The 13,474-nt window shown below is 68.1% G+C and carries 10 protein-coding genes and 1 pseudogene; 5 read left to right on the forward strand and 6 right to left on the reverse strand.

The genetic code is table 11. The features are described 5' to 3' along the window. Window positions 1-59: 59 nt before the first annotated feature. The 5 genes from pyk to gcl form a co-directional block, all read right to left on the reverse strand. Window positions 60-1,475 carry a pyruvate kinase gene (gene pyk / locus L3N39_RS07560; RefSeq protein ID WP_237256721.1) on the reverse strand — a complete coding sequence of 472 codons (1,416 nt, stop codon included), beginning with the start codon at window positions 1,473-1,475 and terminating at the stop codon, window positions 60-62. Between the two features lie 75 nt (window positions 1,476-1,550). Next, entirely contained in the window at window positions 1,551-2,825 is a 1,275-nt protein-coding gene (locus L3N39_RS07565) for a glycerate kinase type-2 family protein (RefSeq protein WP_237256722.1), read from the reverse strand. 330 nt (window positions 2,826-3,155) lie between these two features. Then, window positions 3,156-4,046: a 2-hydroxy-3-oxopropionate reductase gene (locus tag L3N39_RS07570; protein ID WP_043218982.1), complete on the reverse strand. Its 891-nt coding sequence runs from the start codon at window positions 4,044-4,046 to the stop codon at window positions 3,156-3,158. Between the two features lie 64 nt (window positions 4,047-4,110). Next, the gene (gene hyi, locus L3N39_RS07575; RefSeq protein WP_237256723.1) at window positions 4,111-4,893 is read right to left on the reverse strand and encodes a hydroxypyruvate isomerase; all 783 of its coding nucleotides are present in this window, start codon (window positions 4,891-4,893) and stop codon (window positions 4,111-4,113) included. A 178-nt stretch (window positions 4,894-5,071) separates the two neighbouring features. Continuing rightward, window positions 5,072-6,853, reverse strand: a complete 1,782-nt coding sequence (gene gcl, locus L3N39_RS07580; RefSeq protein ID WP_237256724.1) for a glyoxylate carboligase — start codon at window positions 6,851-6,853, stop codon at window positions 5,072-5,074. A 198-nt stretch (window positions 6,854-7,051) separates the two neighbouring features. On the opposite strand from gcl, the gene L3N39_RS07585 reads away from it, so the two are divergent. The 3 genes from L3N39_RS07585 to L3N39_RS07595 all read left to right on the forward strand — a co-directional run bounded on the left by L3N39_RS07585 (window position 7,052) and on the right by L3N39_RS07595 (window position 10,326). Next, window positions 7,052-7,960 carry a LysR family transcriptional regulator gene (locus L3N39_RS07585; RefSeq protein ID WP_237256725.1) on the forward strand — a complete coding sequence of 303 codons (909 nt, stop codon included), beginning with the start codon at window positions 7,052-7,054 and terminating at the stop codon, window positions 7,958-7,960. A gap of 151 nt (window positions 7,961-8,111) precedes the next feature. Next, window positions 8,112-8,897 carry an exodeoxyribonuclease III gene (xth, locus tag L3N39_RS07590; RefSeq protein ID WP_237256726.1) on the forward strand — a complete coding sequence of 262 codons (786 nt, stop codon included), beginning with the start codon at window positions 8,112-8,114 and terminating at the stop codon, window positions 8,895-8,897. A 172-nt stretch (window positions 8,898-9,069) separates the two neighbouring features. Continuing rightward, window positions 9,070-10,326 carry a sensor domain-containing phosphodiesterase gene (locus L3N39_RS07595; RefSeq protein WP_237256727.1) on the forward strand — a complete coding sequence of 419 codons (1,257 nt, stop codon included), beginning with the start codon at window positions 9,070-9,072 and terminating at the stop codon, window positions 10,324-10,326. 36 nt (window positions 10,327-10,362) lie between these two features. Here L3N39_RS07595 and L3N39_RS07600 read toward each other — a convergent pair whose 3' ends face one another. Then, window positions 10,363-11,007, reverse strand: a complete 645-nt coding sequence (locus L3N39_RS07600; protein ID WP_237256728.1) for a TetR/AcrR family transcriptional regulator — start codon at window positions 11,005-11,007, stop codon at window positions 10,363-10,365. Between the two features lie 251 nt (window positions 11,008-11,258). On the opposite strand from L3N39_RS07600, the gene L3N39_RS07605 reads away from it, so the two are divergent. Together L3N39_RS07605 and L3N39_RS18985 are read left to right on the forward strand one after the other, a co-directional pair. Next, window positions 11,259-12,077 carry a transporter substrate-binding domain-containing protein gene (locus tag L3N39_RS07605; protein WP_237256729.1) on the forward strand — a complete coding sequence of 273 codons (819 nt, stop codon included), beginning with the start codon at window positions 11,259-11,261 and terminating at the stop codon, window positions 12,075-12,077. 229 nt (window positions 12,078-12,306) lie between these two features. Further along, window positions 12,307-13,335, forward strand: a pseudogene (locus L3N39_RS18985) (cache domain-containing sensor histidine kinase); the annotation flags it as partial. Window positions 13,336-13,474: the final 139 nt, after the last annotated feature.

Consider the following 13,474-nt stretch of genomic DNA (forward strand, 5'->3'; position numbering starts at 1 on the left):
GCAGGGGCGCGAGGCGGCAGGCGCCTCGCGGTCGATGAAACGCTGGGGAGCCGCCGGCCTCAGTCGAGGATTTCGATGCGCAGCGAGTTGGTGGTGCCGGGCTTGCCGAGCGGCACGCCGGCGGTGACCAGCACGGTGTCGCCGCTGCCGGCCATGCCTTGTGCGCGGGCCAGCTCCAGGGCGTTCTGGCAGACCTGTTCCATGTCGCGCATCGGCGCATCGATCACCGAGTAGACGCCCCAGGCGACGGTCAGCTTGCGCGCCGTGGCGATGCTCGGCGTCAGGCTGAGGATCGGCGTGGCCGGGCGCTCGCGCGAGGCGCGCAGGCTGGAGCGGCCGGACTCGGTGTAGTTGACCAGCACCGCGACCGGCAGGATGCCGCTGATACGGCGGATCGCGCAGCTGATCGCATCCGGCAGCGTCGCCTCGGCGTGGGGCCGGTGCACGTCGAGCTGGGCCTGGAATTCCGGGCCGCTTTCCACCTGGCGGATGATCTTGCTCATCATGCTCACCGCTTCGAGCGGGTAGTCGCCCGAGGCGGTCTCGGCCGAGAGCATCACCGCGTCGGCACCCTCGGCCACGGCATGGGCCACGTCGGTGACCTCGGCGCGGGTCGGCGCCGGCGAGAAGCGCATCGACTCGAGCATCTGCGTGGCCACCACCACCGGCCGGCCAAGCTGGCGGCAGGTGGCGACGATGTTCTTCTGCACCCGCGGCACGTTCTCGGCCGGCAGCTCCACGCCGAGGTCGCCACGCGCCACCATGATCGCGTCCGACAGTCGGGCAATCTCGCGCAGGTGCTGCACCGCCGAGGGCTTCTCGATCTTGGCCATGAGGAAGGCACGCTCGCCGATCAGTGCGCGGGCCTCGTGAATGTCCTGCGGGCGCTGGACGAACGACAGCGCCACCCAGTCCACGCCCAGCTCCAGGCCGAAGGCCAGGTCGCGGCGGTCCTTCGCCGTCAGCGGCGAGAGCTGCAGCACCGCCTCGGGCACGTTCACGCCCTTGCGGTCGGACAGCTCGCCGCCGGCCATCACCCGCGTCTCGATGGCGTCGTCGCGCTTGGACAGCACGGTCAGGCGCAGGCGGCCGTCGTCGATCAGCAGGGTCATGCCCGGTTCCAGCGCGGCGATAATTTCCGGATGCGGCAGGTTGACCCGGCTGCTGTCGCCCGGCGTCTCGTCCAGGTCCAGGCGCAGGGTCTGCCCACGCACCAACTGCACCTTGCCGTCGCGGAAGCGGCCGACGCGCAGCTTGGGCCCTTGCAGGTCCATGAGGATGGCGATCGGCTGGTTCAGCTCGCGCTCGACCTGGCGGATCCAGCCGAAGCGCTCGGCGTGGTCGGCATGCTCGCCGTGGCTGAAGTTGAGGCGGAACAGGTTGACGCCGGCTTCCACCAGCGCGCGCACGTCATCGACGCTGCGGGTGGCCGGGCCGAGGGTGGCGAGGATCTTGACCTTCTTGTCGGGTGTCATGGCAGGGCTCTATCGGCAGGTATTGTCGGAAAGCGCCAGCGGGCCCGCGCCAGGGGCCCGCCGCTGGCCTGGCCGCTAGCTGCGCGACGGCGGCAGGACCAGGATGGCGCGGAAGTCGTTGACGTTGGTGCGGGTCGGGCCGGTGACGATCAGGCCGTCCAGCGCGGCGAAGTAGCCATAGCCATCGTTGTCGGCCAGCGCGTCGGCGGCGCGCAGGCCCAGCGCCTCGGCACGGGCGAAGCTGTCCGGGGTCATCAGCGCGCCGGCGTTGTCCTCCGAGCCGTCGATGCCGTCGGTGTCGCCGGCCAGGGCGTAGACGCCGGGCAGGCCTTGCAGCGCCTCGGTCAGGGCGAGCAGGAACTCGGCGTTGCGCCCGCCGCGGCCGTTGCCGCGCACGGTCACGGTGGTCTCGCCGCCGGAGAGGATCACGCAGGGCGCGGCGATCGGCTGGCCGTGCAGCACCACCTGGCGGGCGATGCCGGCATGCACCTTGGCCACCTCGCGTGCCTCGCCCTCCAGGTCGCCGAGGATCAGTGGGGTGATACCGGCGGCGCGGGCCACTTCAGCGGCGGCGTCGAGCGACTGCTGCGGCGTGGCGATCAGCTGGAAGTGGCTGCGCGCGAGCAGCGGATCGCCCGGCTTGAGCGTCTCCGAGCGCGGGTCCTCGAGCCAGACGCGCACATTGGCCGGCACCTCGATGTGGTAGCGCTCGAGGATTGCCAGCGCCTCGGCGGAGGTGGTCGGGTCGGCGACGGTGGGGCCGGAGGCGATCACCGTGGCCTCGTCGCCGGGCACGTCGGAAATCGCGTAGGTGTACACGCTGGCCGGCCAGCAGGCTCTGGCCAGGCGGCCGCCCTTGATCGCCGAGAGGTGCTTGCGCACGCAGTTCATCTCGCCGATGTGCGCGCCGGAGCGCAGCAGCGCCTTGTTGATCGCCTGCTTGTCGGCCAGCGAGATGCCTTCGGCCGGCAACGCCAGCAGCGAGGAGCCGCCGCCGGAGAGCAGGAAGATCACCCGGTCGCTTTCCTCGAGGTTGCTGACCAGCTCCAGCACCCGGCGGGCGACGCGCTCGCCGGCGTCGTCCGGCACCGGGTGCGCGGCCTCGACCACCTCGATGCGCCGGCAGTCGGCGTGGTGCTCGTAGCGGGTCACCACCAGCCCGGACAGCTCGCCTTCCCAGACCTTCTCGATGGCTTCGGCCATGGCCGCGGCCGCCTTGCCGGCGCCGATGACGATGGCGCGGCCGCTGCGGTCTTCGGGCAGATGGTCGGCCAGCACATGGCGCGGATGGGCGGCTTCGATGGCGCTGTCGAACAGCTGGCGCAGCAGGGCTTGGGGATCGATGGGCATCTCTGGCTCCTTGGTCTTTTCTTGCAGAGGGCCGATTGCAGACCTTAACGCTCGGGCACGCAAGCGCTGAGGACTGAAATCGACCCGCCCGGCATTCGAGCCGTGACATCTCCTGCCGGGCAGGTCGAGGTGCCACCCGGAGGTGGCGGATGAACCAGGCGCTGCGCAGGTTCCTGGTCGTGGGGGGACGCTGTGATTCCGGCCCCGCGCAGCGCTGGCTCAACCCTTTGAGCACCGCGGCACCTTGTGCCGCGACTACCACCGCCGGATGGATTGCTGTCTGTCTGAAGGCGGTCGTCGCAGATTCGGGTGCAGCGGGCTCGAAGCGGGTCAGTCCTTGCGGATCGAGAAGTTGGCCATGTGCTCCAGGCCCTTGATCAGCGCCGAGTGGTCCCAGCCGCTGCCGCCGATCGCCGCGCAGGTGCTGAATACCTGCTGGGCATTGGCGGTGTTGGGCAGGTTCAGGCCCAGCTCACGCGCGCCGTTGAGGGCGAGGTTGAGATCCTTCTGGTGCAGGGCGATGCGGAAGCCCGGATCAAAGGTGCCCTTGATCATGCGCTCGCCGTGTACCTCGAGGATCTTCGAGCCGGCGAAGCCGCCCATCAGCGCCTCGCGCACCTTGGCCGGATCAGCCCCGTTCTTCGCGGCGAACAGCAGCGCTTCGGCGACCGCCTGGATGTTCAACGCGACGATGATCTGGTTGGCGACCTTGGCGGTCTGGCCGTCGCCGCTCTCGCCGACGCGGGTGATGTTCTTGCCCATCGCCTGGAACAGTGGCAGCGCGCGCTCGAAGGCCGCTTCGCTGCCACCGACCATGATCGACAGGGTGGCGGCCTTGGCACCCACCTCACCACCGGATACCGGGGCGTCGAGGTATTCAGCGCCGGTGGCCTTGATCTTCTCGGCGAACTGCTTGGTGGCGGTAGGCGAGATCGAGCTCATGTCGATCACCACCTTGCCGGCACCGACGCCGGCGGCCACGCCGTCGGCACGGAACAGCACGTCCTCGACCTGCGGGGTGTCCGGCACCATGACGATGATGAACTCGGCTTCCTGGGCGACTTCCTGCGGGTTGGCCAGGCCGATGGCGCCGGCTTCGGTCAGTTCGGCCGGGGCCTGATCGTGGTGCTGGGACAGAAAGATCTGGTGACCGGCTTTCTGCAGGTTGATTGCCATGGGCTTGCCCATGATGCCGGTGCCGATGAATCCGATTTTAGCCATGAGTGTTCTCCTCGATTCTGTAGGGGGCAGGCCGCGCAGCGGCCTGCGTTGCCGCGTGAGCGTGTCAGATGGCGTTGTGGCTCTTCAGCCAGCCGAGGCCGGCCTCGGTGGTGGTGGCCGGCTTGTATTCGCAGCCGACCCAGCCCTGGTAGCCGATGCGGTCCAGGTGCTCGAACAGGAAGCGGTAGTTGATCTCGCCGGTCCCTGGTTCGTGGCGGCCGGGGTTGTCGGCCAGCTGCACGTGGTTGATCGCCGCCAGGTTGTTTTCCATGGTCCGCGCCAGATCGCCTTCCATGATCTGCATGTGATAGATGTCGTACTGCAGCGAGAGGTTGGCGTGGCCGACCTTGTCGCGCAGCTCCAGCGCCTGCGAGGTGTTGTTGAGGAAGAAACGCGGGATGTCGCGGGTGTTGATCATCTCCATCACCAGGCGAATGCCGGCCTCCTCGAGCTTTTGCGCGGCGTAGCGCAGGTTCTCGATAAAGGTGATTTCCAGCTTGCCGAGGTCGGCACCCTTGGGAACGATGCCGGCCAGGCAGTTGACCTGGGTGTTGCCCAGTACCTTGGCGTAGGCGATGGCCTGGTCTACGCCGGCGCGGAATTCCTCGACCCGCTCGGGGAAGATCGCGATGCCACGCTCGCCACCGGCCCAGTCACCGGCCGGCAGGTTGAACAGCACCTGCGTCAGCTTGTTGGCATCCAGCCGGGCCTTGATCTCCTCGGCCGGGTAATCGTAGGGGAACAGGTACTCGATACCGGAAAAGCCGGCCTGGGCGGCAGCGGCGAAGCGGTCCATGAAGTCCTGCTCGGTGAACAGCATCGACAGGTTGGCGGCAAAGCGGGGCATGGTTTTCTCCTGATCTGTAGGGATCACATTCGGTTCTGCATTGCGGTGGTGTGGTGGCCACCCTGGGTGTTGCGTTTGCGGTGGATATGCTTCGCGATATCCACCCTACGGTTGCACTGGCTGGCGTGGCGTAGGGTGGATAACGCCGCTTGCGGCTTATCCACCGTGTCGCATGGCTTCAATCCAGCAACCCAACCGCCGTCGGTGCGTCCTCGCGGCAGCTGGCCAGCGCCTCGAACTCGTTGATCGCGTCGATCTCGGTGCCCATGGCGATGTTGGTCACCCGCTCGAGGATCACCTCGATCACCACCGGCACCTGGTGCTCGGCCATCCAGGCCTGGGCCTGCTCGATGGCCGGGCGCAGGTCTTCCTGCTTGAACACGCGCAGCGCCTTGCAGCCCAGGCCCTCGACCACCGCGACGTGATCGACGCCGTAGCCTTCCATGCCGCTCTGGTCGGCATTGATGTTCTCGAAGCCGAGCTGCACGCAGTAATCCATGTCGAAGCCGCGCTGCGCCTGGCGGATCAGCCCGAGGTAGGCGTTGTTCACCAGGATGTGCAGGTAGGGCAGCTTGAACTGCGCACCGACGGCCAGTTCCTCGATCATGAACTGGAAGTCGTAGTCGCCCGACAGCGCCACCACCTTGCGCGCCGGGTCCGCGGCAACCACACCGAGCGCCGCCGGAATGGTCCAGCCGAGCGGGCCGGCCTGGCCGCAGTTGATCCAGTTGCGCGGCTGGTAGACATGCAGGAACTGCGCGGCGGCGATCTGCGACAAGCCGATGGTGCTGACGTAGCAGGTGTCCTTGCCGAAGGCGTTGTTCATGCACTGGTACACGCGCTGCGGCTTCATCGGCACGCTGTCGAAGTTGGTCTTGCGCAACATCGTGCGCTTGCGTTCCAGGCAGTCGGCGGCCCAGGCGCGGCGATCCGGCAGACGGCCTTCGGCCTTGCGTGCCTTGGCCACGTCGACGAACAGCTCCAGCGCGGCGCGGGCGTCGGAGACGATGCCGTAGTCCGGCGCGAACACCCGACCGATCTGGGTCGGCTCGATATCGACGTGAACGAAGGTACGGCCCTTGGTATAGGTCTCCACCGAACCGGTGTGGCGGTTGGCCCAGCGGTTGCCGATGCCGAGCACGAAGTCGGATTCGAGCATCGTCGCGTTGCCGTAGCGGTGGCTGGTCTGCAGCCCGCACATGCCGGCCATCAGCGGATGGTCGTCGGGGATCGAGCCCCAGCCCATCAGCGTCGGGATCACCGGCACGCCGACGGTCTCGGCGAATTCCACCAGCAAGGCCTCGGCCGCGGCGTTGTAGATGCCGCCACCGGCGACGATCAGCGGACGTTCGGCGGCGCAGAGCATGTCGATGGCCTTCTCGATCTGCTTGCGGGTTGCCGCCGGCTTATAGACCGGCAGCGGCTCGTAGGTGTCGACGTCGAACTCGATCTCGGCCATCTGCACGTCGAACGGCAGGTCGATCAGCACCGGGCCGGGGCGGCCGGAGCGCATCACGTGGAAGGCCTGCTGGAACACGCGCGGGACCAGTGCCGGCTCGAGTACGGTGACCGCCCACTTGGTGACCGGCTTGGCGATGGACTCGATGTCCACGGCCTGGAAATCTTCCTTGTGCAGGCGGGCACGCGGTGCTTGCCCGGTGATGCAGAGGATCGGAATGGAGTCGGCCGAAGCCGAGTACAGGCCGGTGATCATGTCGGTGCCGGCCGGGCCCGAGGTGCCGATGCACACGCCGATGTTGCCAGGCTTGGCACGGGTGTAGCCCTCGGCCATGTGCGAGGCGCCCTCGACGTGGCGGGCGAGGATATGACGGATGCCGCCATCGGCCCGCAGGGCGGAATACAGCGGATTGATCGCGGCGCCGGGGATGCCGAAGGCGGTGTCGATGCCTTCCTTGCGCATTACCGCGACGGCGGCGTCGATTGCTCTCATGCGGGCCATGGTTCTTCCTCCTGATTCTTGGAATCTGTTCACGATCTGCTGCGCGTCGGCCCTGCTGCGTTAGAAGCGGATCGCTAGCTCGCTGGATCGTGGCTGCCTTTTTATTCGATAGTTTTTCTACGTGGCCCAAGCATGCCGCCCTGGATTCCGTGGCGGAATTGGCCGAGACTTCAGTTCTGTCGATATCAGGAGTATCGAATGGATCGCTATACGACCCTGCGCAGCTTCGTGCTGGTGGCCGACTGCGGCAGCTTCGCCGCCGCCGCGCACAAGGAGAACGTCACCCCGGTGGTGATGGGGCGGCGGCTGGATGCGCTGGAGCGACACCTGGGCGTCAAGCTGATGCACCGCTCCACCCGCGGCCTGTCGCTGACCGATCTGGGCGAGCAGTATCTGGAGCGCGCCCGCGGGTTGCTCAAGGACTTCGATGAGGTGGACGCCAGCATCAGCCACGACCGCACCTCGGTACGCGGCCACCTGGTGGTGTCGGCGCCGGCGGCATTCGGGCGGCGGCATATCGGCCCGCACGCACCGGCGTTCCAGGCGCGCTACCCGGACCTGCAGCTGTCGTTCAATTTCACCGACAGCGTGGTCGACCTGGTGCGCCACGGCTACGACATGGGCATTCGCATCGGCGAGGTGACCGACCCCAACTACGTGGCGGTGCGGCTGTTTGCCAACCGGCGGGTGGTCTGCGGCTCGCCGGAGTACTTCGCCCGCCACGGCACGCCGGCCACCCTCGAAGAGCTGGCCGAGCACAACTGCCTGGCCTTCAACCTGCAGGGCGGCCAGCAGCGCGGCTGGACCTTTCTGCGTGACGGCCGGCAGGTGGCCATTCGTGTGGCCGGCAACCTGGACTGCAACGACGGCGAACTGTTGTTCGATTGGGTCAAGCAGGGCCTGGGCATCGGCTGGCGCTCGACGTGGGAGATCCAGGCCGAGCTCAAGCGCGGCGAGCTGGTCACGGTACTCGACGAGTACGCGTTGCCGGCCTACGACATCCAGGCCGTCTACCCGCAGCAGCGCTACCTGCCGGCCAAGGTGCGTTTCTTCATCGACTACCTGAAGGACATCTACAACGCACCGGGCTACTGGGAGGTGCGCTGAAAGTGGCGATTTAGAGTGCTTCGGTTGAACCGCCCGGGCGCCGGTCAGTCTGAGCACAGGCCGGTGCCGGAACGCGCTCGTGCGCCGCAGCTGCCGGCACGGCTCACTTCAGCTGCTACGCTCAAACCAGCTTTTTTCGTCGAGGCCTGTCGTGGACACGCTGAAAATCGCCACCTTCAACATCAATGGCATCCGCGCGCGCCTGCCCAACCTGCTCGAATGGCTGGCGCGCGAGCAGCCTGACGTGGTCTGCCTGCAGGAGCTCAAGGCACAGGACGCCGACTTCCCCATCGACGACATCCGTGGCGCCGGCTACGGCGCGATCTGGCACGGGCAGAAGTCCTGGAATGGCGTTGCCATCCTCGCCCGCGACGGCGAGCCGCTGGAGATCCGCCGCGGCCTGCCGGGCGACCCGGACGACAGCCATAGCCGCTACCTGGAAGCCGCGGTGCACGGGGTGATCGTCGCCAGCCTCTACCTGCCCAACGGCAACCCGCAGCCGGGGCCGAAGTTCGACTACAAGCTGGCCTGGTTCGAGCGGCTGATCGAGCACGCCGCAGCGCTCCTGGCCAGCGGGCATCCGGTGGTGCTGGCCGGCGACTACAACGTGGTGCCGACCGATGCCGACATCTACAACCCGCGCTCCTGGCGCAAGGACGCGCTGCTGCAGCCGGAAAGCCGCGAGTGCTACCAGCGCCTGCTGGCCCAGGGCTGGACCGATGCACTGCGCGCGCGCTACCCGGACGAGCCGGTCTTTACCTTCTGGGACTATTTCCGCCAGCACTGGCAGAAGGATTCGGGGCTGCGCATCGACCACCTGCTGCTCAGCCCCGACCTGGCGCCGCGGCTGCAGGATGCCGGCGTCGACCGCTGGGTGCGCGGCGAGGAACATGCCAGCGACCACGCGCCGGCCTGGGTCGGCCTGAAAGGCAACTGAGCGGCGCGGCAGGGCGCCGCTGGTCGGCGCGTGGCCATCGGGACCGCTTGGTCGCTATGCCGTGGCAGGGCGCCTCTGGCAGGGTGTTCGTGTTGATAGGAATCGATCGCAATTGTGACGGGAGGTACGGATGCTCAGGCATGTAGATTCTGCTTCAGCCGTATACGGCCTGATGAAGCCGATCAGAATTGCCCCGCAAGGCGCGGCACCGATCGAGCTGGACCCGGCGCGGATCCTCGCCCGGCTCGAAAGCGCCAGCCTGCCGATCGGCGCGATGCTCTGCGAGGCGTTGCATGCGGTGCGCAGCCACATGGGCATGGAGGTGGCGTTCATCGCCGAATTCAGCGAGGGCGCGCGGATCTTCCGGCATGTCGATGGCCAGACCGAGAATCTGGTGATTCGCCCGGGCGATGGCAATCCGTTGGAGGAGAGCTACTGCCAGCGCGTGGTCGACGGCCGCCTGCCGGAGCTGATCCGCGACGCCACGCAACTGGCCGAGGCGCTGACGCTGCCGGTCACCACCGAGCTGCCGGTCGGCGCGCACCTGAGCGTGCCGATTCGCTTCAGCGACGGCCAGCTGTACGGGACGTTCTGCTGTTTCAGCACCTACCCGGACGGCAGCCTCAACGAGCGCGACCTGAACACCTTGCGGCTGTTCGCGGCCTTTGCCGGCCAGTTGCTCGAATCCCAGGTGAAAACCCGGCAGGCGCACGAAAGCAAGCACAGCCGGATCAGCGATGTGCTGGCCCGGCGCGCGTTCGGCGTGATCTACCAGCCCATCGTGCATCTGGTGGAGAACCGCGTCGTCGGCCACGAGGCCCTGGCGCGCTTCCATTGCGAGCCGCAGCGCCCGCCGGACCAGTGGTTCGACGAGGCCGGGCAGGTCGGGCTGCAGGAAGAACTGGAGATCGCGCTGATCGAGGCCGCCCTGCAAGGCTTCGATCGCCTGCCGGCCGACTGCTACCTGTCGCTCAACGTCTCGCCGCAGACCATCCTCGGTGGTGGCGTGGGCAGGGTGCTCGCCGGCCACCCGCTCGACCGCCTGATGCTGGAGGTGACCGAGCACGCCTCGATCCAGGATTACCTGCGCCTGGCCGAACTGCTCGCGCCGCTGCGCCGCGGCGGGCTGCGCCTGGCGGTGGACGATGCCGGGGCCGGCTACGCGAGCTTTCGCCACATCCTCAAGCTCAAGCCGGACGTGATCAAGCTCGACAGCAGCCTGATCCGCAATGTCGACAGCGATACCGGCAGCCGGGCGCTGGCGGCCGCGCTGATCCGTTTCGCCGAGGAAACAGGCTGCAAGGTGGTCGCCGAGGGCGTCGAGACGGAGGCGGAGCTGGCCATGTTGCGTCGCCTGCAGGTCAACAAGGCGCAGGGCTACCTGCTTGGCCGGCCGGCACCGCTCGGCCCGCGGCCGGTCCCGACCTGACAGGCGCCGCGCTCGCCAGCGCAGCGACCGGCGGCCTCAGCGCGGCGTAGCCTCCGGCCCTGGCCGGGCAGGCGCCTCGCTGACTTCGCAGCCCTTGAGCACCAGGCGGATGATGGTCTCGGCGGCGGCTTCGTAGTCGTCGTCATCCAGGCGCTCCTTGCCGGTGACGCTGGTGATCTGCCAGTCGAAGTCGGCATAGGTCTGGGTCGCCGCCCAGATGCTGAACAGCAGGTGGCTCGGGTCCACCGCCGCCATCCGTCCCGCGTCGATCCAGCCCTGCAGCCGCGCGATGTTGTGCGCGGCCTGGGCGTTGAGCTGGGCGACGCGCTCGGCGGACAGGTGTGGCGCACCGTGCATGATCTCGCTGGCGAACACCTTGGAGGCGCCGGCGTGCTCGCGGGAGATGCGGATCTTGCTGCGGATGTAGGCGCGCAGCACCTCGGCCGGCTCGCCCGGCTGGTTGAACGGCGCCGAGGCCGCCAGCAACGGCTCGACGATGCTCTCCAGTACCTCGCGATAGAGGTTTTCCTTCGACTTGAAGTAGTAGTAGACGTTGGGCTTGGGGAGCCCGGCGCGGGCCGCGATGTCGCTGGTCTTGGTAGCGGCGAAGCCCTTCTCGGCGAACTCCTCGCTGGCGGCCCGCAGGATCAGTTCTTTGTTGCGCTCTCGGATGCTGGACATGGGCTGTTCGATTTCCGCGGCGGGGCCGGTCTGCACCGGGCCCGGGGCTGCTCGATGACGAGCGCTGGACAAAAGTGCGGAAATTCTGCGGCAGCAGGCCGGCTACAACAAGGGCGAACTGCGCCCGGCACGAATGCTTCCCTCATTGTGATCAGTTGTGTATACAATTGTTTGGCGCCATTGGTTCGCCATGTTGCGGCGGTGCGCCATGCCGGACGTACAAGAACAACAACGATCGCCAGGAGCACACGATGAAGCCCCTTACCGCCAGCGTACTGCTGATGTTCCCTGCCGCGCTGCATGCCGAGCCGACCTACGTCGTCGGGGTCGAGCAGGCCCACTTCATGCCGCATTACAGCGTGGAGCAGACCGGCGAATACCGGGGTTTCGCGCGCGACCTGCTGGATGCATTCGCCGCACAGGCCGGCATACGCCTGGCCTACCGGCCGCTGCCGGCCGCCGAGTTGCTGCCGGCGCTGCTCGCCGGCAGCGTCGATTTCAAGTATCCCGACAGCCCGGCCTGGTCGGCTGCCGACAAGGCCGGCCATCGGCTGCACTACAGCCAGGCGGCGGTGGCCTATGTCGATGGCGTCATGGTGGCGCCCCGGCGGCAGGGGCTGGGCATCGGGCAGCTCAAGCGGCTGGCGGTGGTCGATGGCTGGACACCGCGCGGCTACGAGGCGCCGATCGGCGCCGGGCAGATCCTGCCGATCGGCAGCCGCGATCTGCCGCGCATGATCCGCCAGGCCATGCTCAGGGAAACCGATGGCGCCTACTACAACATCGTCGTCGCCATGCATTACCTCGACCACGTGCGCACCCAGCCCGGCGCGCTGGTGTTCGATGCCGGGCTGCCGCACAGCCGCGGCACCTACCACCTGTCCAGCGTGCGCCACCCGGAGCTGATCCAGCGCTTCGACCGCTTTCTCGACGAGCAGCGCGACACGCTCGTGGCGCTGAAGGCCGAATACGGCGTGGAGGCCGGCCTGGACTCGCCGTACATCGGCATGGAGCAGTGGAAGGTCGACTTCCTCGAGCGGCAGAAGGCCAGGCAGGCGGCTGGCCGCTAGCCGGGCGCGTCATGCCTGGGGCCCGACCTGGGCGGGCTCCTCTCCGGGCCGCGCGGCAGCTAATGGACGAGTGGCCTCAAGCAATGGGCCGTGCGGGTCGATAGCGGAACGTCGAGTCGTGCGCTCGGTATACACGATTGTGCACAGATCAGAACCCATACCTATAAAGCTACGGAGTCATGCCATGCGCTTCATGCAACGCAGTATCCAATTGCAGCTGGTCGTCAGCATGGGCGCCGCGCTGCTGGCGAGCCTGCTGGTGGTCATCCTCGTCTACGCCTCGGCGGTGGAGCGGCAGGCCGAGCGCTACCTGCTGGGCGAGGCGCTGCCGGCGAGGATCGGCGCGATCGGCAATGACATCGGGCGCACCCTGGCGGCGCCGATCACCGCCACCGCCGGCATCGCCGGCAACAGCCTGGTGCATGACTGGCTGGGCGCCGGCGAGGACCCGCAGCAGGCCGAGGCCATCGCCCGCTACCTGCACGGCGTGAAGGCCCAGCAGAACGCGCTGACCACCTCCATCGCGGTGCTCGACAGCGGCCACTACTACGCCGACGCCGGCCTCAGCCGCACGCTGTCGCGGGCGAACCCGGCCGATGGCTGGTTCTACGGCCTGCTCGACAGCGGCGTGGAGCGCCGGGTGGAACTGGACATCGACAAGGCCACCGGCCAGCCGACGCTGTTCATCAACCAGCGCATCGCCGCCGGCGGGCGCACGCTGGGCGTCGCCGGCCTGGGCTACAGCCTGAGCAGCATGTCCGCGCTGATCGCCGACTTCCGCCTCGGCGAGCGCGGCGAGGTGTACCTGGTCGGTGACGATGGCCAGGTCAAGATCCATCCGCAAAGCGAGCGCAATGGCCGCGCCGCGCTGGCCGAGCTGACCGGCGCCGAGGCTGCGCGGCAACTGCAGGCGCAGGCCGGGCAGGTGGTGCGCTTCGAGCGCGACGGCGAAACCTTCCTCGCCATGGCCCAGCCGCTGCAGGGGCTGGGCTGGCTGCTGGTCGCCGAGGTGCCGGAGGCGGAGGTCTTCGGCGAGGCGCGCCGCACGCTGTGGATGACCAGCCTGATCGGCGCCGCCATCGGCCTGTTCTCGCTGCTGGCTGTCGTGCTGCTGGCGCGCGGGCTGGTACGGCCGATCCGCCAGGTCACCGCGGCGCTGGTGGAGATCGGCGGCGGCGGTGGCGACCTGACCCGTCGCCTGGACGAGAGCCGCGCCGACGAACTGGGCGACCTGGCGCGCGGCTTCAACCGCTTCATCGCCAGCCTGCGCGGGCTGATCGGCGACGTGCTGACCACCAGCGAACAGCTGCGCGGCGCCGTCGGCCAGGTGGCGCGGGTGGTGGACGACACCGCCGCGCGGGCCGGGCGCCAGCACGAGATGACCGACATGGTCGCCA

Origin of the sequence: Pseudomonas oligotrophica (assembly GCF_021726475.1) — a bacterium.
Lineage (GTDB): Bacteria > Pseudomonadota > Gammaproteobacteria > Pseudomonadales > Pseudomonadaceae > Stutzerimonas > Stutzerimonas oligotrophica.